This is a genomic window from Pseudomonadota bacterium (assembly GCA_034189865.1).
GTDB lineage: Bacteria > Pseudomonadota > Gammaproteobacteria > UBA5335 > UBA5335 > JAXHTV01.
Genome location: JAXHTV010000026.1, coordinates 1 through 18,637 on the forward strand (window position 1 = coordinate 1; position 18,637 = coordinate 18,637).

Annotated in this window: 23 protein-coding genes and 1 pseudogene; 20 read left to right on the top strand and 4 right to left on the bottom strand. The window is 54.3% G+C overall.

The genetic code is table 11. The features are described 5' to 3' along the window. The first annotated feature begins 56 nt into the window (after positions 1-56). From SVU69_11005 to SVU69_11040, 8 genes are all read left to right on the top strand, one after another. Positions 57-482, top strand: coding sequence for a DUF4263 domain-containing protein (locus tag SVU69_11005; protein ID MDY6943521.1), 426 nt, complete (start codon positions 57-59; stop codon positions 480-482). Between the two features lie 348 nt (positions 483-830). Beyond that, complete coding sequence (locus SVU69_11010; protein MDY6943522.1) at positions 831-1,445, top strand: cation transporter; 615 nt, start codon at positions 831-833, stop codon at positions 1,443-1,445. 42 nt (positions 1,446-1,487) lie between these two features. Continuing rightward, entirely contained in the window at positions 1,488-2,021 is a 534-nt protein-coding gene (locus SVU69_11015) for an N-acetyltransferase (protein ID MDY6943523.1), read from the top strand. A 395-nt stretch (positions 2,022-2,416) separates the two neighbouring features. Continuing rightward, positions 2,417-2,848 carry a DUF2778 domain-containing protein gene (locus SVU69_11020; GenBank protein ID MDY6943524.1) on the top strand — a complete coding sequence of 144 codons (432 nt, stop codon included), beginning with the start codon at positions 2,417-2,419 and terminating at the stop codon, positions 2,846-2,848. Further along, entirely contained in the window at positions 2,836-3,183 is a 348-nt protein-coding gene (locus SVU69_11025) for a hypothetical protein (GenBank protein MDY6943525.1), read from the top strand. Before SVU69_11020 ends, SVU69_11025 begins: the two co-directional genes overlap by 13 nt. Before the next feature lie 78 nt (positions 3,184-3,261). Continuing rightward, a complete protein-coding gene (locus SVU69_11030) occupies positions 3,262-3,699 on the top strand; it encodes a L,D-transpeptidase family protein (protein MDY6943526.1) in 438 nt (145 codons plus the stop codon). Between the two features lie 25 nt (positions 3,700-3,724). Continuing rightward, positions 3,725-4,366 (top strand): hypothetical protein, encoded by a 642-nt coding sequence (locus SVU69_11035; protein MDY6943527.1) that lies wholly within the window; start codon positions 3,725-3,727, stop codon positions 4,364-4,366. A gap of 489 nt (positions 4,367-4,855) precedes the next feature. Continuing rightward, entirely contained in the window at positions 4,856-5,653 is a 798-nt protein-coding gene (locus SVU69_11040) for a transglutaminase family protein (GenBank protein MDY6943528.1), read from the top strand. A 368-nt stretch (positions 5,654-6,021) separates the two neighbouring features. On the opposite strand, the gene SVU69_11045 is transcribed toward SVU69_11040, so the two are convergent. After that, a complete protein-coding gene (locus tag SVU69_11045) occupies positions 6,022-7,959 on the bottom strand; it encodes a sigma 54-interacting transcriptional regulator (GenBank protein ID MDY6943529.1) in 1,938 nt (645 codons plus the stop codon). Between the two features lie 363 nt (positions 7,960-8,322). Here SVU69_11045 and SVU69_11050 point away from each other — a divergent pair, with 363 nt between their 5' ends. The 5 genes from SVU69_11050 to SVU69_11070 all read left to right on the top strand — a co-directional run bounded on the left by SVU69_11050 (position 8,323) and on the right by SVU69_11070 (position 13,011). Further along, entirely contained in the window at positions 8,323-9,738 is a 1,416-nt protein-coding gene (locus SVU69_11050; GenBank protein MDY6943530.1) for a CmpA/NrtA family ABC transporter substrate-binding protein, read from the top strand. 2 nt (positions 9,739-9,740) lie between these two features. Beyond that, positions 9,741-10,568 carry a nitrate ABC transporter permease gene (gene ntrB, locus SVU69_11055; protein ID MDY6943531.1) on the top strand — a complete coding sequence of 276 codons (828 nt, stop codon included), beginning with the start codon at positions 9,741-9,743 and terminating at the stop codon, positions 10,566-10,568. A gap of 3 nt (positions 10,569-10,571) precedes the next feature. After that, the gene (locus SVU69_11060; protein MDY6943532.1) at positions 10,572-11,519 is read left to right on the top strand and encodes an ABC transporter ATP-binding protein; all 948 of its coding nucleotides are present in this window, start codon (positions 10,572-10,574) and stop codon (positions 11,517-11,519) included. A gap of 90 nt (positions 11,520-11,609) precedes the next feature. Next, positions 11,610-12,050: a cyanase gene (cynS, locus tag SVU69_11065; GenBank protein ID MDY6943533.1), complete on the top strand. Its 441-nt coding sequence runs from the start codon at positions 11,610-11,612 to the stop codon at positions 12,048-12,050. A gap of 379 nt (positions 12,051-12,429) precedes the next feature. Next, the gene (locus SVU69_11070) at positions 12,430-13,011 is read left to right on the top strand and encodes a DUF3365 domain-containing protein (GenBank protein ID MDY6943534.1); all 582 of its coding nucleotides are present in this window, start codon (positions 12,430-12,432) and stop codon (positions 13,009-13,011) included. Positions 13,012-13,117: 106 nt separating this feature from the next. Here the strand turns inward: SVU69_11070 and SVU69_11075 are convergent, their stop codons facing one another. After that, entirely contained in the window at positions 13,118-13,945 is an 828-nt protein-coding gene (locus tag SVU69_11075; GenBank protein ID MDY6943535.1) for a hypothetical protein, read from the bottom strand. Between the two features lie 172 nt (positions 13,946-14,117). Here SVU69_11075 and SVU69_11080 point away from each other — a divergent pair, with 172 nt between their 5' ends. The 3 genes and pseudogenes from SVU69_11080 (at position 14,118) to SVU69_11090 (ending at position 15,226) form a co-directional block, all read left to right on the top strand. Beyond that, on the top strand, positions 14,118-14,519 hold the full coding sequence (locus SVU69_11080) for a thioredoxin family protein (protein MDY6943536.1): 402 nt from the start codon (positions 14,118-14,120) through the stop codon (positions 14,517-14,519). Then, positions 14,516-14,848 carry a hypothetical protein gene (locus SVU69_11085; GenBank protein MDY6943537.1) on the top strand — a complete coding sequence of 111 codons (333 nt, stop codon included), beginning with the start codon at positions 14,516-14,518 and terminating at the stop codon, positions 14,846-14,848. Before SVU69_11080 ends, SVU69_11085 begins: the two co-directional genes overlap by 4 nt. A 21-nt stretch (positions 14,849-14,869) precedes the next feature. Continuing rightward, a pseudogene (locus SVU69_11090) lies at positions 14,870-15,226 on the top strand (cytochrome c biogenesis protein CcdA). A gap of 84 nt (positions 15,227-15,310) precedes the next feature. Here the strand turns inward: SVU69_11090 and SVU69_11095 are convergent. Next, positions 15,311-15,751 carry a DoxX family protein gene (locus SVU69_11095; protein MDY6943538.1) on the bottom strand — a complete coding sequence of 147 codons (441 nt, stop codon included), beginning with the start codon at positions 15,749-15,751 and terminating at the stop codon, positions 15,311-15,313. Between the two features lie 2 nt (positions 15,752-15,753). Then, positions 15,754-16,083, bottom strand: coding sequence for a rhodanese-like domain-containing protein (locus SVU69_11100; GenBank protein MDY6943539.1), 330 nt, complete (start codon positions 16,081-16,083; stop codon positions 15,754-15,756). A gap of 100 nt (positions 16,084-16,183) precedes the next feature. On the opposite strand from SVU69_11100, the gene SVU69_11105 reads away from it, so the two are divergent. From SVU69_11105 to SVU69_11120, 4 genes are all read left to right on the top strand, one after another. Continuing rightward, positions 16,184-16,621 (top strand): MarR family transcriptional regulator, encoded by a 438-nt coding sequence (locus SVU69_11105; GenBank protein ID MDY6943540.1) that lies wholly within the window; start codon positions 16,184-16,186, stop codon positions 16,619-16,621. 53 nt (positions 16,622-16,674) lie between these two features. Next, positions 16,675-17,298 (top strand): LysE family translocator, encoded by a 624-nt coding sequence (locus SVU69_11110; protein MDY6943541.1) that lies wholly within the window; start codon positions 16,675-16,677, stop codon positions 17,296-17,298. 339 nt (positions 17,299-17,637) lie between these two features. Beyond that, positions 17,638-18,015, top strand: coding sequence for a GFA family protein (locus SVU69_11115; GenBank protein ID MDY6943542.1), 378 nt, complete (start codon positions 17,638-17,640; stop codon positions 18,013-18,015). 51 nt (positions 18,016-18,066) lie between these two features. Then, positions 18,067-18,534, top strand: coding sequence for a GNAT family N-acetyltransferase (locus tag SVU69_11120; protein MDY6943543.1), 468 nt, complete (start codon positions 18,067-18,069; stop codon positions 18,532-18,534). The last annotated feature ends 103 nt before the right edge of the window (positions 18,535-18,637 follow it).

Here is an 18,637-nt window from a genome sequence, read left to right on the forward strand (position 1 = left end):
GAACAAGACTGGCAATCATGGTTTGAAAAAATACCTGGGTTCTTGGAAGTGAATTTGTGAGAGTTCTTGACGAACGACACATAGATACTCAGCACATTTCAGACTTCCTCATGCAAGCATACGATGGATTTTTAGATGTCGTCGAAATTAAACGGCCAGAAGGAGATTTACTTTTCTGGGCTCAAAGTCGAGATCACGGAAACCTCGTACCATCATCGGATCTGACTAAAGCAATAACTCAGGCATCCAGATATATATTTGAAGTGGAGCGTGAATCGAACAGTGTCAAATTCTTAGAACGAGTCGGTGGAGTGAAAACCGTGAAACCGAGAGGAATTCTGATATTTGGTCGCTCTTCTAGATGGGGCAACGATGAGCACGAAGCCTATAGGATATTGAATTCTAGTTATCACAATTTGTCGATTATGACTTACGATCAAGTCTTGGAACGAGCGAAACGGATGGTCGGACATGGCCGCTAACAAGCGCATGCAGACGGACTTGCAAAACCGCTGCGCGCTTTTGCATGCCGCTGATGCGCAAGCATAACGGGTCAGGTCTTGTCATTCGCCTTTTCCCATATCCTAACTCCACCTTATGGTTAAGCCACTGGGTGAACGAGAAGCGAGAAGCGAGAAATAAGACTCGACCCTATTACTTCCTTTGGGAGCTTACGGAACCATCTTCAATCAATGGCGGGTAGACATGGCTGTCTCGCCGGCTGTTTCCATTAAACCCCCAAACACAGTCGACACCTGCCGAGGATGCCACGGCCAACCAAGAGCGGGCCGGTTGCTTGAGCGTCGGGCCGCTTACGATACAATCGCGTGATGGGTGGGTGTTGCGAAGATCATTGTGCCATTGAGCAGCTGCGTGAGCGGCAGCGGGGCACGTTGCAAGCCGTGTTGGTGATCAATGCGGTGATGTTTCTTGTGATTGTCGCGGCCGGATTGTACGGAAGATCCACTGCACTGTTTGCCGACAGCCTGGACAATCTGGGAGATGCGCTGACTTACGGCCTGAGTCTTTATGTGGTCTCGATGGGGACGGCTGCCAAGGCCAAGGTCGCGATGTTTAAAGGCCTGCTTATTTTCTCGGCCGCGGCGCTGGTTGCCGGACAAATCGTCTACAAGTTGTTTGTTCCCAGCGTTCCGGTGTTTGAAGTCATGGGGATATTCAGCTTGGTGGGTTTGGCGGCCAATGGCACTTGCCTGGCACTGCTCTGGCGGCATCGACATGAGGACGTGAACATGTCGTCCGTCTGGGAGTGTTCCCGGAACGATATCGCCTCCAACCTGTCTGTTCTGCTTGCGGCCGGCGGGGTATGGCTGTTTGCCTCTGGTTGGCCGGATATGGTGATTGCCACGGCGTTGTTGTTGTTTCTTTTGCGTTCATCGGTGCGCGTGATTTCCTCGGCCAGGTTGGAGCTTGCAGGTGCCAGTTAACCTTCGCACCCGGGGGGAGGGGCCACACGGCACTAGCCGATCATGATCCTGATACGGGAAGCTACGCACCTTGATCTTGGCGATATTCGCGCGACCCACTTATGCGCTTTTCCGGAAGGCGAAGGGGAAATGGTCGCGGCGCTGGCCGTTAACTTGGTGGGTGAGCAGACGAACCCGAAAACCCTCTCTTTGGTGGCGGAGGCGGACGGCGAAGTCATTGGCCACATCGCCTTTAGCCCTGTCACAGTGGAAAACAACACGCGTTGTAAGGGCTATATCCTGGCGCCGCTTGGCGTTAAGCCCCAACACCAAAAGCGCCGGGTTGGGTCGCGGCTGATCAAAAGCGGCATGGACCAGTTAACAAAGATGGGCGTAAACATCCTTTTTGTTTACGGCGATCCGAGTTACTACGGCAAGTTCGGGTTCCATGCCGACACCGCGTCAAACTATTCCCCACCCTATGCGCTTCAGTATCCGTTCGGGTGGCAGGCCATTGTTCTTAACAAAGGCGCTGTTACCGGATCGGCCGCAAAGATATCGTGTGTCGATCCGCTGAACCATGCCGAGTTATGGTAGCCCCGCGCCCGAACGCATGAAAACGTGGACTACGCCCGATTATCAACAAGTCATCATTGATCAATGATCTGAACCCGACGTTGTGCTGTAGTTAAAGCGACGGGTTAGCCGGTTGCTCCGGGCGGTATCGACACCATATCGGTTTTTGAGTGCGGGCCGGAGGATTCTGCCGAAATCCGCATTGAAGGCAACGACTGGATCAAGCACCCTGGGGGACCTTCTCCATGCGAGGCTACGCGCAGCATACCGGGGGCAGGGCTTGTCGTTTGGCTTGCCCAACATCCTAACCTCACCGGATGGCTAGGCCACCGGGTGAATGAGAAGCGAGAAACAAGACTGGTCTCTATTACGTTGGCTTTCTCAATGAATAATCTTGTCCAAGGACGTAATAAGTAATGACTGTTTTGGTGTTTTACCGGGCATATGGGCAATTATTGGTGAAGGAACCCTCTGGTTCATATTTTGTTCCGGCTACAAGTGGCAGAGGTAGTTGCACAAATAGACGGTCATGTGAGTCGGCTAGGGACATGGGCCCAATACCGGCTGGAAGGTATTATTTGTATAAGTCAGAGATCAATGATCCAAATTTTCTTTGGGACGCTATTCGAAATATTACAATCGGAGACTGGGGCGACTGGCGAGTGCCCTTGCATTCAGGAAATAGTACGCTCACCTATGGTCGTGATGGGTTCTTTCTGCATGGTGGGATGTTTGAAGGTTCTGCTGGCTGTATTGATATTGGTGGCGGTTGGTTCGGAGATACAAATACCAATAGGGTATTGAAAAGCATTAGAACATCTGAGGTAAGTGAACTATGGGTGGCGTAATGCTAGGCCTGCTTGTTGTCGTTCTTGATTTTGTTTCAGGTCATTTTGTGATTGCTCCTATTTTGCCGCTTCTTACCGCATTTTTTGGTGGTCTATTTCTATTAAACAAATACCCAAAAAAGCTGATGTTCTTGTTGCAGTTCGTCTTTATTTTTCTCGGATATGGCTTGGTCAGCTTTTTCACTGGAAGTGATGCTTTTTACCATGATTTTCCAAATACAATATTTCCCGTATTGCTTGTTATTTTATTAAAGTCTTTATTCTACGCCGCAGTACTATGTTTGTCCTTAGTGGTAAGTATTGAGTATACAAAGCTAAGAAGGCATTCAAGCTGACCGCGTTACACGGGGCCGCTTAGTTTTATGTTACATGCTATGAGATCCATCCTGCTAAACATTTTGATCCTGATAGTGATGCCTGCTTATGCCGGTATAGACCTTGTTAAAGTTGATAAATCCGAGAGAAAAATGTACCTCTTGTCTGATGGTGAGGTGATTAAACAATATCGTGTTGCGTTAGGTGCCAATCCAAAAGGGCACAAGCGGCAGGAGGGTGATGAAAAAACACCTGAAGGCGAGTACATCCTCGATCATGTAAAGGAAGATTCTTCCTTTCATAGGGCTATGCATATTAGCTATCCGAATAGCGCTGACATCGCTAATGCAGATAAGCAGGGAGTTCATCCTGGTGGTTTCATCATGGTTCATGGACAACGCAATTGGCTAGGGTGGTTAGCCTTCATAGCGCAGCGTTTTAATTGGACAAACGGATGTATCGCGCTGACTAACTCCGAGATGGACGAATTTTTGCGGTTGGTCAGCGTGGGCACGAAAATTCAAATCGAGTGGTAAGCATGATCCTCCAGACTATGAAGCCATGGCAAAGGCAATGGCCGTGGTTCCGGGTATCACAAGACGGCGTGTGGTAGATGTTGCGGATAGAACTTCTCTTGCTGTAGGAAGTTACGAGGAAAAACAATTTTGGCGCGCCATTTCTGCCGATTGCAGTATTCAGGAAGGAATTGACGTGAAAAAAGCGCTTGTAGGTATCATGATTGCTGCGTTTTGTTCATCTTGTTTGGCTGGCGATAATGATGTTTTGGCTATCGCGAAATCGAACTATAATCAGAGCATTAGTGATCTCGATATCGTTGAAGCAAAATGCAAAGAAAGCGAAGTTGTTCTGGGTGAAAATACATTTTCAAATGTACCCGCAAACAACGAAGAACTAAGAGCAGCTCTAATCTACTTCAATTATAAAGCAAAGACAGCCTGTGCCGAGGCTGCGGTGAAAAACTATCTGATGTCTTCCGCAATTCTGTACTCGCTCGATATTACACAAAAAGAACACATTCTAATTGCCAATGCTCTGATAGTTGAAAGTAACGTTCAGTTATTAAAGTACAAACAATCCTATGACGCGTTGCCCGACGCGCTACGTCGCGCATTCAATAAGATCAAGGCGCTCAATAGGCCGTTTGATCTTGTAGGGACACTCAATAACATCGGTGCCAATTAGGTGCTAAGGTAAGCGCCCCCGAAAAGTAAACAGCTCATTAGTAGAGACCTTTGGCCTGATGAGCCGAGGAGGCACGGATGCGAAAGTCAAGATTCGCCGAGACGCAGATTGCCTCGATCCTGAAAGAAGCCGACGCCGGTCTGGCCGTCAACGAGGTGCGCCGTAAGCGCGGTATCAGGTCGTATAACGGGGTCAGGTCTTGTCATTTGGCTTGCCCAACATCCTAACCTCACCGGATGGCTAGGCCACCGGGTGAATGAGAAGCAAGAGATACGACTCGACCCGATCACTCCCTTTGGGGGGTACTGATCCACTTTTGCTGCCGGTCAATGGCTGGTAGAAACGAATGTTTCGCCGGCCGCCACCACCGCGCCGCGTATCAAGTCGCTCAACACAGAGCATGCCCGCTGAGGTCTTGGAAGGCCACGACGGGCGTCGCTGGTTAGATCGGCGTTATATTGTCTTGAATTCTATTGAAGGATTTATCGCATGTGGTTGCGCGCGAGCTGTGAAATGACGTTCGATATCACGGTGCCAACACCTTTTATTCTAATGCTGCGATTGCGTAGTGGGGCTCAGCAATGGGTGGCCAGTGAAGAATACAGACTCAGGCCGAGTGTCCCTGTCTACGAGTTTACTGATAGCTACGGCAATCTTTGTCAGCGGCTGATCGCTCCTCCTGGTGCTTTCGCAATATATACCTCTGCAGATGTCATGACTGCGGATCAGGTGGATCGGTCACCAGGAGCACCCTTTGTCGACATCGAGTACCTACCCGATGGTGTGCTCAGTTACCTGTTACCCAGTCGATATTGTGAATCGGACCGCTTTGGCCAGATGGCCACTTCGATCACAGCCGGTCAACAGTTGGGCTATGACCAGGTCAAGGCAATCGAGTCCTGGCTACGAGCGACCATTCGTTATGAACCCGGTAGCAGTGACATACTCGTGTCCGCGGTGGAAGTAAATTCCCGGCAGTGGGGTGTGTGCCGTGATCTTTCACACCTGGGAATTGCTTTATGTCGTAGCCTCAGTATCCCGTCGCGATTGGTTGTGGGTTATCTACATGGGCTCGAGCCTATGGATCTGCATGCCTGGTTTGAGGCCTACATTGCTGGACGTTGGTATACCTTCGATGCGACACAGGCTGAGCTAACGGGTGGGTACGTGGCAATCGGTTATGGTCGTGATGCTGCTGATGTCGCCATCTACAACCAATTTGGCCCCGCAGTGTATCCGATTACGCAGGACATTCGAGTTCAGCTTATTGAGGAGAAAAACCTCTAATCGTAACGATTCCCGGATGGAAAAATTCAACAATGCCTCTCACATTGTCGCGGCACTGCTACGCAAGTGAACTCAGGCGTTCGGTGTTACGGAGACATCACCGAATGATCAAAAAAGAGGCAAAAGGAATTGGCGCCTTAGTTGTTATTGCCGTGGCCGTGTATCGGTTTTTCTGGCTGTATGAGTAAATCGGTGCCGTCGGTCTGGGTTTTTGCGCTATTGGGGTTATTGCGGCGTTCGTGTTTTGGCATAACCACAAAGAATTCGAAAAATTGGTTCTCCACGTGCTTCATAATCGGATACCGCCGGACGAAGCACGACGCATCAAGCAGAGAATAGAGCAAGGATGTGGGGCGATTCAGTTCGAATCACCCACCAATAGACTTCACCTTGATTCCCGCTCGATCAATCCTCATTCGCTTAATCTTCGATGCCAGGGTTGTCGGACGCATTTGCAACAGGGCGGCGGCACCGTCTTTGCCAAATACTTTGCCACCAGTCTGTTTCAACGCAGATACGATATTTTCCCGTTCTTCTTTCTGCAGTTCCTGCCGGGTTTTGACATCCGCCGGTTCGATGACACGTTCTTCCATGATCGTTTCGTTAACATCGAATGCATGACGCGGCAATTGGAATACCATGCGGCCGTTGCGCGAGAGGATCACCGCGCTTTCAATCACATTCTGTAGTTCCCGAATATTGCCCGGCCAGTGATACTGGTTGAGGCGTTCCATGTCCGCTCGACTCAAACGCACTGAAGGTTTGTTGAGTTTCTGTCGCGACAACTGTAGAAAATGATTCGCCAGCAAGGGGATGTCTTCACGGCGTTCGCGCAGGGCGACGGATTCAATGGGGAACACGTTGAGGCGAAAATACAGGTCCTGCCGAAAGCTCTGGTTTCTAACTTCATCGAGCAGATTTCGATTGGTCGCGGCGATGATGCGTACATCCACTTTGCGGGTCTGGTTGTCGCCGACGCGTTCGAACTGGCCCTCCTGCAAAACACGGAGCAATTTGCCCTGAAGTTCGAGTGGGATCTCGCCCACTTCGTCTAGGAACAGGGTGCCGCCATCGGCGAGGTCAAAGCGGCCGGTGCGATCGCTCACGGCCCCGGTGAAGGCGCCTTTGATGTGACCGAAGAACTCGCTTTCGAAAAGTTCACGGGGAATCGCCGCGCAGTTGACGCGAATCAGCGGGCGTTCATGACGCTCGCTGCTTTCGTGAATGGCGCGGGCGATAAGTTCCTTGCCGGTGCCCGATTCGCCGGTGATCAATACATTGGCATCCGTCGGCGCCACCAGTTCGATCTGGTTGATGATATGTTGGATCGCCTTGCTCTTGCCGACGATTTCCTTGTAATTGTGCTCGGCACGGATTTCTTCCAGCAGGTAGGCGTTTTCCATTTCCAGGCGACGCTTAAGTTCTTCCACTTCGTGCAGCGCTGCATGCAGTTTCTTTTCCGCCTGCTTGCGTTCGCTAACATCGCGGAACACCACGACTGCGCCAACCAGTCGACCACGATCGCGAATCGGCGTACTGGTGTACTCCACTTCGATAGGCACGCCGTTCTTTCGCCAGAACACTTCGTCGTCTACCCGGTGGATGGCGCCGTCGTGAAACGCCGCGTAGATGAGACACTCGTGCGAGTGATAATCGGAACCGTCGCGGTGATGATAATGAATCATGCCGTGCGCATCTTTGCCCACCAGTTCATCCGCGGACCAGCCCAGCATGCGTTCTGCCGCCGGGTTGACGAACGTGGTCTTGCCGTCTGCGTTCACGCCATAGATGCCTTCGCCTACGGCGCTGAGCAGCAACTGGTTTTCCCGTTCGATGTCCTGAAAAATGCGTTCGATGCGTTTCCATTCGACGATACCCCGGCGCACGTATTCGCTGGCGGCGGCGGCTTCCTGCAACTGCTGGATGTTTTGTTTGTCACGCAATTGCATGATGATCAGCGCTGTACCGTGGTGCTGGTGCCGTGCGGCGCTGACTTCCACGCCCACTGTGCGTCCATCGCGATGACCGCATAGCAGTTCATTGGTCCAGCCATGCCCCCGGGCCAATACCGATTCGGTAAAGGTGATCAGCGCCGGTAGTACGAAATGAAATATCGACGTGACCTTGCTGGCGCACAATTCCGCGTGGCTGAAACCCAATAGCTCACTGGCGGCGGCATTGGCATCGACGATGCAATTTTCCAACGGATCGATCAGTACAAACGCCTCCCGTACGCTGGCCAATAACGAATCCTGCAGTACGCCGGCGGTCGCGGACACCTGCTCGGAAGTCCCGGTTTGCAGCATGCATTCACCTCTAGAACCAAAGTTCGACATTCACTTTGTGATCATTTCGCAAGGCTCGTGCCACATTACGATAATTCGTAATTCTCATTACGAGTTATCGTAATCTACGAAATTGCGTAGCTGCATCCCGCCATCAAAATAACTTCAAAACGTCCCATTAAAACAATAGTTTAACTCCGTTCCGGGCAAACTTGGTATAGGCCTTGCTACGACGGGTTATAACGACGTATCGACAACCCGCCGCCTGGTGACAGGACTGGATACGAAGCGTTAACGGTCAGGTGCTGATGCCTCGGAATGGCGCAGTGGCACCCGTTGAGTGCGAAACACTTTTTTTCACGTCAATTCCACGAGGACCTGGTAATGAGCAACAAGAGCCTAGACGATCCTTTTAACCCGGATAGCGACCTGCGCCATGGCGTCGGTTGCGGCTGTCAACAGTGTGCGTCGAATCAACCCACCTCGATGAAATCCGAAGCCGCTGCAGCGACCGAGTCTGAGGAACGCCACGGGGAAATGACGACGGACGACATCATGGATCGCGCCGTGGAAAGCGCGCTGGTGCGTGGCATCTTCGGCCACAATGAAGTATCGCGACGCAACTTCATGAAGCTGGTCGGCGGCGGTTTAGCGGCTTCCGTACTGGGCAGTATCCTGCCGCTGAATGATGTTAAAGCGGCAGTGAAAGACAAGCTCGGCAAGCCGGAAAAATCCAAACTCAAGGTCGGCTTCGTGCCCATCACCTGTGCGACACCGATCATCATGGCCCACCCCATGGGTTTCTACAGTAAGTACGGTCTGGATGTAGACGTCATCAAGACTGCCGGCTGGGCGGTGTCCCGCGACAAGTCCATCAACAAGGAATACGACGCGGCGCACATGCTGACACCGATGCCGTTGGCTATGTCCATGGGCGCCGGCTCCACCGCGATGCCGTTCATCATGCCGGCGGTTGAGAATATCAACGGCCAGGCCATTACCCTGCACAACAAGCACAAGGACAAGCGCGATCCCAAGCAATGGAAAGGCTTCAAGTTCGGTGTGCCGTTCGAATATTCCATGCATAACTTTTTGTTGCGCTACTACGTGGCGGAGCACGGACTCGATCCCGACCAAGACATCCAGATCCGTGTCGTACCGCCACCGGAAATGGTCGCCAACCTGCGCGCCGGGAACCTCGACGGTTACCTGTCACCGGATCCGTTCAACCAGCGTGCAGTGTGGGAAAAGATCGGCTTTATTCACATGCTCACCAAGGAAATTTGGGACGGGCATCCCTGCTGTGCCTTCGCCACCAGTGCCGAGTTCGCTCAGCAAATGCCGAATGCCTACGGGGCGCTTTTCAAGTCCATCGTCGATGCCACGCATTTTTCATCGAAGCAGGATAATCGCAAGGATATCGCCAAAGCGATTGCACCGAAGAACTACCTCAACCAACCGGTACCGGTACTGGAACAGGTGCTCACCGGCCGGTACGCGGACGGTCTCGGCAATGTGATGAACGTGCCCGATCGCATCGACTTCGATCCCTTCCCGTGGCACTCCATGGCGGTGTGGATTCTCACGCAGATGAAACGCTGGGGATACATCAAGGGCGATGTCGACTACCAGGCGATTGCCGAGGAAGTCTACCTGGCGGCCGACTGCGGCAAGCTGATGAAAGAACTGGGTTACGAGCCGCCGAAAACCACCTATGAGAATTACACCATCATGGGCAAGGAGTTCGACTACACCCAGCCTGAACAGTATGCCAAGAGCTTTGCCATTACGAGGGCATAACTGTGCAGAACCTTCGCCTACGTGCGGCGATCCTGTCGCTGCTATTTCTCACCGTTTTTCTTGGTACCTGGGAGCTGGTCAACCAACCGCCGGAAACCAAGGAAGCGTTGACGGAATACGAGATGCTCATGGGGGGCAGCGCGCCGCACGCGCGCGTGCCCAACCCGTCCGAAATCGGCGCACTGGCCATCGAGGAGCTCAGCGATCCGTTCTATGACAAGGGGCCAAACGACAAGGGTATCGGCCTGCAATTGCTGTATTCGTTGAAGCGCGTGATGTCCGGCTACGCGTTGGCGGCCCTGGTGGCGATTCCGGTGGGTTTTCTAATCGGCATGTCGCCGTTGATGCAAAAGGCGTTGGACCCGTTTATTCAGATACTCAAACCCATTTCGCCACTGGCATGGATGCCGCTGGCTTTATTCATCCTCAAGGATTCGGAAGTGTCTTCCGTGTTCGTGATTTTTATCTGTTCCATCTGGCCCATGCTGATCAATACCGCCTTCGGTGTCAGCTCGGTGAAAAAAGATTACATCAATGTGGCACGCACCCATGAACTGAGTCGCTTGCGTACCGCCTTTCTGGTGATTCTGCCGGCGGCGGCGCCCACCATTCTCACCGGTATGCGTATTTCCATCGGCATCGCTTGGCTGGTGATCGTCGCCGCGGAAATGCTGGTGGGCGGCACCGGTGTTGGTTACTACGTGTGGAACGAGTGGAACAACCTGGACCTGACCAGTGTGGTGTTCTCCATCCTGATGATCGGCGTGGTGGGCATGATGCTCGACCTGATCCTCGCCCATGCCACCAAACTCGTGCAGTACGTGGAATAACTTATGAGCACATATTTTCTCAATGCACAGGGACTCACCAAATCGTTTCCCGCACCGCGGGGCGCCGAGCCGTTGACGGTGTTCGACAACATCAACTTCGGCGTCGACAAGGGTGAATTCGTCTGCATCATCGGTCACTCCGGTTGCGGAAAATCCACCATTCTCAACATCCTCGCCGGTCTCGATCAGGCCAGTAGCGGTGTGGTGTTAATGGAAAACAAAGAAGTCGCCGGGCCCAGCCTGGACCGCGGCGTGGTGTTCCAGAACTACAGTCTGCTGCCGTGGATATCCACGCTGAAGAACATCACCTTCGCGGTGAAATCGCGCTTTCCGAAATTCAGCAAGCAGCAGGTGCTCGACCACAGCATGAAGTACATCGAAATGGTGGGGCTGAAAGGTGCCGAACAGCGCAAACCGTCCCAGTTGTCAGGTGGCATGCGCCAGCGTGTGAGCATCGCCCGTGCCTTCGCGATCGAACCGAAACTGTTGCTACTGGATGAGCCTTTCGGCGCACTGGACGCATTGACGCGCGGCATGATCCAGGATGAGCTGGTGAATATTTGCGGCCAGACGACGCAGACCGTGTTCATGATTACCCACGATGTGGACGAAGCCATCCTGCTGGCCGATCGCATCCTGCTGATGACCAATGGTCCGCATGCCCAGATTGCCGAGTCGGTACTGATCGACATCCCCAAGCCGCGCAATCGTACCGACATCATTCATCACAAGAACTATTACCCGATCCGCAATCATATCGTCGACTTTCTGGTGAAACGTTCGAAAGAGCTGTCACACCCGGAACAACGTGAAAAGCGGGTCACCCGGACCGACAGCGGTTTGCGATATCCGCCGGAAGTGAATCCGGCCACCGGATCGGTACAGGAAGTTTCCCTTCCGCATGTGGACGAGCAGGCGGAAATTGAGACAAACGTCGTCAACTTGCAGTAAGCCTGACCAAGTTCAGCCATACAGGAGATCATTATGAGCGCTACAGCCGAAACCCTGACCACCATGCCCAACAGCATGACCAGCTCTTTGATGAGCAAACAGGAAATGACCGAGGCAATCATTACAGCGAAAATCGAAAAAGGTCTAACTTGGCAGGCGATCGCGGATGTTCTGGATGTGGGCGTTGTCTGGGTAACCTCTGCCTGCTTCGGCAAGAACAGCATGCCAAAACCGCTGGCGGACAAACTATGCGCTACCCTTGGGCTGTCCGCCGAAGTAAACACCGCACTGCAGGCGTTTCCCAACAAGGTCTGGGAAAAAGAAGTACCGCAGGACCCGGTTATTTATCGTCTCTACGAAGTTGTCGGTGTTTACGGCGAAACCATCAAGGAAGTGATCCATGAAAAATTCGGTGACGGCATCATGAGCGCCATCGATTTTTCAATGCACATCGACAAAGAAGAAAACCCTGCCGGCGACCGTGTCGTGATCACCATGAACGGTAAATTCCTACCATACAAAACCTGGTAAACAACGCTCACCGTCAAACAAAGCCGGCGTATGACTGCCGGCTTTGTTTCTGATTTCCCTCCAAATTATGCCTGGTGACAAGCAGGAAGACAGCCGGCTGGCGGCTCAAAACTGTTCATTGATTGTCGTGCCAGAATCTTTCGCGCGTGTTCTCTGGCGCTACTGACCACTGGGGGTTGTGTGCGGTTCTCCCGGATGATCTGCTCCATCGGCTCTTGTCTGGCTCGCATCCCACGGATTTCGCCGGCCCCGTTGCGCTTCAGCAGCAACCCGCCCCGGTAGTGTGTATGCTTCCGGACGCGCCGCATCGTCGATGCGGATGACTTCGCTCCATCGCTACTTGTTATCCTTAAAGAATCATTCTCGGTAGGGAAATGAAATGATGATGCACAACGCGCGACGTGTTTTGGGTTTTGCGATGGCGTTCGCCGCTATCGCTTTCGGTCCGCTCGTGTACGCAGAACAACAGTTCGAGCCCGCGGTTTGGGTGGAGCGGGGCGAGAGCACGCTGGCTCCGTTCAAAAAGCGGCTCATGGGTGCGCTGATCAAGGGGCTGGAAGACGGGCCTGAAGCGGCGGTGGAAGTCTGTCAACTGGTGGCGCCGGAGATCGCAGCGGAGCTGAGTACGGCCGGTGTGGAACTCGGCCGCACGAGTCATAAGCTCCGCAATCCACGCAACGCGCCGCAGGCATGGGTGCAGCCGTTGTTGGATGACTATGTGGCAACGCCCGGTAAAACCGAGCCGGAAGTTGTTCGATTGGATAGCGGTGCGGTCGGCTACGTTGAGCCGATCTTCGTCCAACCCATGTGCCTGGCTTGCCACGGCCGTGCGCTATCTCCTGGCGTGGCCGCCCGAATCGATGGGCATTATCCGCAAGATCAGGCCCGGGGTTTCGAAGTGGGTGACTTTCGTGGGTTGTTCTGGGTGGAGTTCACCGAACCGGCGGTGGAAAGGCCCTAGCCCTCGCCGTATAGACACCGCGTAATGCGGGTTCATGCTTACCCGTTCCCTTGTTTCTCCTCGGCACGGGCACCCATCGCGGTAACGCTCGGACGGTTTCGGCGGCCTAAAACCAGCGTGTTGCCGTCTCCGGCGCGAGGGTGGGTGTGGGTTGCATCTCGGATAGATCCGCAACGCATTGCGTGCGAAGGCCGCTGGCTTTTAGCGTGCCGATCTCCAACCTTCCACTGCGGGTCGCGGTCAGCAAACGGCCATCGCTGGACCAGTCTGCCCATTGCACGTCGTCCAGGGGGAGTAGGTCGTCGTTAATCTCCAGCCAGTAGGCGACTCGCAGCCCGTCCACCGCTTGCTCAAGCCCGAACTCGCCGCCTGCAAAGCCCCGGCTTTCGACGCATAGCCAGCCATCGTCTTTGGGGTTGGGTTTTCGCAGGCGGGCGTTTCGCCGCTCGTCCCAGAAATCTTTGTGGTGGCGCGATGGACAATCGGGGGTTTCTTCCCAACCCCGGCGGCGCTCGTTGGCGAACTGAACGACGGGAATGGGGAGGAGCGTGTAAGGGATGGGAAGCTTAATCATCTCCGCTGTGTCATCGGTGTGATCGGAAGAAAAGTAGTATCCCCGCGTCCACGTGCCACAGGTGCCGAAGGCGTGCAGGGCGCTAAGCCAGGGAAGCTTGGAGACAGCGACGTAACTCTCGCCATGTACCCAACGGGCGCTGGGTTGGTAGGCGAAATAGCTCAGCCACCGACCGTCCGGTGAAAGGTCGGATCGGCGGGGGAAAATCCGGCCCTTGAGCCAGGCCCCGGCCTGGTATCCCTTGGCCAGATCCCAACGGCCCACATGACACCAATCGCTGGGTCCGCGACGAAACACCGCAACGATCGGTGCTTCGATAGCCGGTAGGCAATAGATGCGCGGTGGAACGGGGGCTTTCATGGTTTTTCTTTTTCCCAAACGGCTCGGTTGGTGCGGGCGGTTCATCGCAACGCAATGGAATATCGCGCAATCGGTCTCCTCTATTGAGCGGCCCGAGAAACCTCTGCTTGACGAGTGATTTCCTCCGGCCGCTCGGTACTGACAAGTACACCGACGGCCGGAGGGCAAACTCATGAAACAACTTACGATCCTACTGCTGCTCATTTTCGGGCTGGGTGGGCCAGCTTTCGCGCTGGAGAAAATCCCATTCAGCCATGAACGATTCGCCGAGCTGCAAGCCCAGGGCGCCATTGTGCTCGTCGATGTCTATGCCGATTGGTGTTCCACCTGCGCCAAACAGCAAAGTGCGTTGGATGCTTGGCGAAAAGCGAATCCCGACAAGACCCTGCATGTCTTGGAGATCGATTTCGACCAGGACAAAGCGTTGGTTCGTCATTTCCGGGCGCCTCGTCAGTCGACATTGCTGCTTTACCGGGGTGAGGAGCAGTTCTGGTACAGCGTTGCCGAAAGCCGACCCGAGGTGATCGCTACGGAGTTAGACAAAGCCTTCAACTTCGAGGCAAAAAAACGGTGACGCTGGAGTTTGCGTCCCTCCCCTTGGCGGCGCTAGCGGGCGCACTGAGTATTCTCTCTCCGTGTGTCTGGCCGTTGGTGCCAGTGGTTATGGCCTCGGCGGTCACCAGCGGCCGCGCTGGCCCTTGGTTTCTTGCGCTGGGGTTGAGCGGATCTTTTGCGGTGGCCGGTACGTTTCTCACCTTGGTTCTGATCAATCTGGGCTTGAATCCCGACGCGTTTCGCTCGGTGGCTGCGCTAATGTTGTTGGTGGTCGGCGTGACGCTGCTCAGCAAACGGCTGGGCGACTGGGTCAGTGCGAAGCTTTCTCGCTTGACCAGCCGATTTTAGAGTGATGCACGGGAACAGCCCTCTGCGCTGGGGCAGATGGGCATTGGGGCGTTGCTCGGCTTGGTGTGGCTGCCTTGTGTTGGCCCCACATTGGGCGCGGCGATTGCGTTGGCATCTCTAGGGCAGGATATGCTCATGGCCTTTATTGTGATGTTCGTATTTGGTCTAGGTGCATCGGCCGTGTTGCTTTTCGCTGGTCTGGTTTCTACCCGGGCGCTTCACGCTTGGCGGCCCGGTTTGTCGATGGGCGCTACCCGCGGGAAACAAGCGCTGGGATGGCTGCTGGTTCTGCTGGGTTTTGTGGTGCTGTGGGGGTTAGATAAAACCTTGGAGGCCTTCGCGCTGGGCGTGCTTCCGGACTGGGCCACGGGAATCTAGCGGAGGCCTTGTTGGCGGACGGCCGGGCAGACGCGGGGGGACCTTGTCTGCCCGGTTGGCTCCACGGATGAATGGCAGCGGGCGTTACGCAACCGTGAACGCGGATTCGTTCGCGGTTCGACGGCCGGCCCGTAAGGCAAATACTCCGTCACCGACCAGCGCATGAGCCAGGGATGCCACGATGAGAAATGCCGGGTACTCCCATCCACCGCCGGTGCTGGTGTGTACCCATCCGTTATTGAGATGGGTGAACATCGCGACGGCCATAATCGGTATTAGCGAAAGCGAAAAGTATCGGCCGTAGAATCCCGTCAGAATCGCCAATCCGCCAACGAGCTCCAACAGGAATACGGGCCAAGCCATATAGGATGGCAACCCCTGGCTGTTTAACCAAGCGGCAAATCCGGGTAGGGTGAAAACAAACCACTTCAATCCCGCATGGGCAAGCCACATGGAACCCAATGCGATTCGGATTGCCAAAGCCCCATAGGGCGCCAGTGCCACGTCGATTCCGCGGTTGTTCATGGTCACACGCCCTCCAGAGGTAGGCCCGCTGCTTTCCAGTCGGCTTTACCCTCGACATACTCCCAAACTTGCCGATAACCCATGATCTCAAGCGCTTGAGCGGCAATACGGGAGTTCTGGCAATCCGTGCTGGCGCAATAAACAACCACGGGTTTGTTTTTGTCCGGCAGGTATTCGGGTGCGAGTCGATGGATCTGGTCATGCGGGATATTGATCGCACCCGGTAGGTGCTCGGCTTCGTAGTAACGCGCAGGTAAAGCCTCGACCAAAACCATCGGTTCTCCGGCATCAAGTTTGGACTTTAATGTATTAAGTTCAATCGGTTGGATCATGGTCTATTCTCCGGTCAGGTGTATTGTTGCTAATGCAACTAAATGCATCTTAAGTGGGTAATGTTGCGATTACAACTATTTTTTTTTAAGCTTTTTAACGATGAGCAATAAACCAAAAGAACAGACCATTGAAGTCTGGGCCCGCTTGATTCGGGCGCAAATAACGCTATTGGATAAGGTGCACGACGGCTTGAAGCAAGCAGGTCTACCGGTGTTGGCGTGGTATGACGTACTTCTCGAGCTGCATCGCGTGGGCGAGGCGGGGCTTCGTCAATTTGAGATCGTCGATAAACTGCTGCTACCGAAACACAACCTTTCCCGACTATTGGATCGATTGGAGAACGAGTCTTTGGTGTCTCGTCGACGGAGTGACTTGGATGGACGAGGTCAGGTTGTTCACATCACTGACCACGGAACCGAACTATTGCGGAAAATGTGGCCGGTGTATGGCCGGGTGATTCGTAAAGAATTCGAGGCCAAACTCACGTCGGAAGAAATTTCCGCCTTGGGCAAGATCCTGAGTAAACTATTGGTTTGATTTCAGGGGCTTCGGTCCCATCCATTGATCGGTACACAAGCTTCCCGACCGCGATGAACACACAGTTGAGTTTCAGCGCGGGCATGGCGCTGTTTGGCGCAATGTTCGTTTTGGCCGCCATACCCAGCGTGAGTGTGCTGGCCGTCTCGGCCCGATCCGCCGCCTCGGGGTTTACCCATGGTGCGTTGACCACCCTGGGTATTGTGGTTGGCGATATCGTGTTTATTCTGATTGCCATTTTCGGCTTGTCATTACTGGCCGATCGAATGGGGCAATTCTTTGTTCTGGTGAAATATCTCGGCGGTGCCTACCTGGTTTGGCTGGGACTGACGTTGTTGCGGTCGAAAGCAGCCGATGCGGTGGTGGAAGGGACCGTCCAAGCGTCCTTGTCGTCCAGCTTTCTATCCGGCCTTTTTATCACCCTGGGGGATCAAAAGGCCGTTCTGTTCTACTTCGGTTTTTTCCCGGCGTTTATCGATCTTTCGGCCGTGACGGTTCTCGATGCCGCCATCGTCATGATCATCGCGAGTGTCGCGATCGGTGTGGTGAAGCTCGCCTACGCGCTCGTTGCAGATCGCTCCGGTGTGTTACTGGCCGGCGGGGGAAGTCGGCGTATCAAAATGGCCGCTGGCGTTATGATGATGGCCGTGGGCGTTGTTTTGATTCTGCGTGCTTGACGTACCGGGTGCATTCCTATGCCGTCGTGGAAATGCAATACACACTGCCCACCGATACATACGGCGAGGGTTCGGTTTCCATCGCCAATCAAAGAAACGCCGTGTCTCTATACGCGCGGTGCGCATCACCTGGAGGAATTCAAGGCCGCGTATCCGGTCTACAAGACGGGCACGGGATGTATTAATCTCCGGGAGAAAGTCGATACTCCGCTTGAGGCGATCGCGGCGGTGATTCGACACGCCATGAAATACCCCACGGGCCATTAGGTCAGGTTAGACAGACCCGTCGCGGGTGTCGGGCGTGGCCCCTGGCGATTCTGCCTTTTGGAGACGAGTCAAATGTCGATGAGCATTCGCAAAGGGCGGTGCCATTGTGGCGCGGTTGAGTTTGAAGTCGTGATTCCGGGCGATTTCGGTGAACTGCGCCGGTGCAACTGTTCTTTGTGTCGCAAAAGAGGGGTGGTGATGGCCAGTGTGCCGCTGGAACACTTCCGGGTGACGCAGGGCGCGGATCAGTTGACCTTGTATCAGTGGAACACCCGCGTAGCGGAACACTATTTTTGCAAGACATGCGGTATATACACGCATCACAAGAGACGCAGCGTACCAACCGAGTTCGCTTATAACGTGGCCTGTATGGACGGCGTCGGCATGATTGACGAGTCAAAAATCGTCATCCTCGATGGCCAGGCGAGTCCACGGGTGGACTCGCGGTGAGTTACGCCGATACCGTGTTTTTCCCAATTGTGGCAGCCGGGCGGTTGGGCCATGAATGTCGTTGACGCAACCGAAAAAGACCTGCCTCGCGTGCGCGCACTGTTTCGCGAGTATCAGCGATCGCTGGACGTGGATTTGTGTTTTCAGGGTTTCGAGCAGGAGTTGGCGTCGTTGCCCGGCGCTTACGCGCCGCCACGGGGGTTCATTCTGCTCGCAGTGAATGACGGGGATGCCGTGGGTTGTGTCGGCGTGCGTCCCCTAACCACCGACGAAGCCGAGCTTAAGCGTCTATATGTCCAGCCGCAGTCTCGAGGCCAGCGGGTCGGGAAGACCCTGTTCCTCGCGGCGATGTCGAAAGCCGAAGCTTTAGGGTATGGCTGGATTGTGCTGGACACGCTGACCTCGATGCACGAGGCCCGGTCGCTTTACCTCGGCTACGGCTTTGAACGTATACCCACCTACGATCCGAACCCGGAAGAGTCCGTGGAATACTACCGCTATCAGTTTGTCTCATCGTAGCGACCGTTCGAGTTGTGGCGCGCTGCTCCGCACGGTTTTGTTGTGCGACGGAGTTGGCTGGGATGAGCGTGCCCACCCCAGCCAATTTGTGGCGAATTTTCGA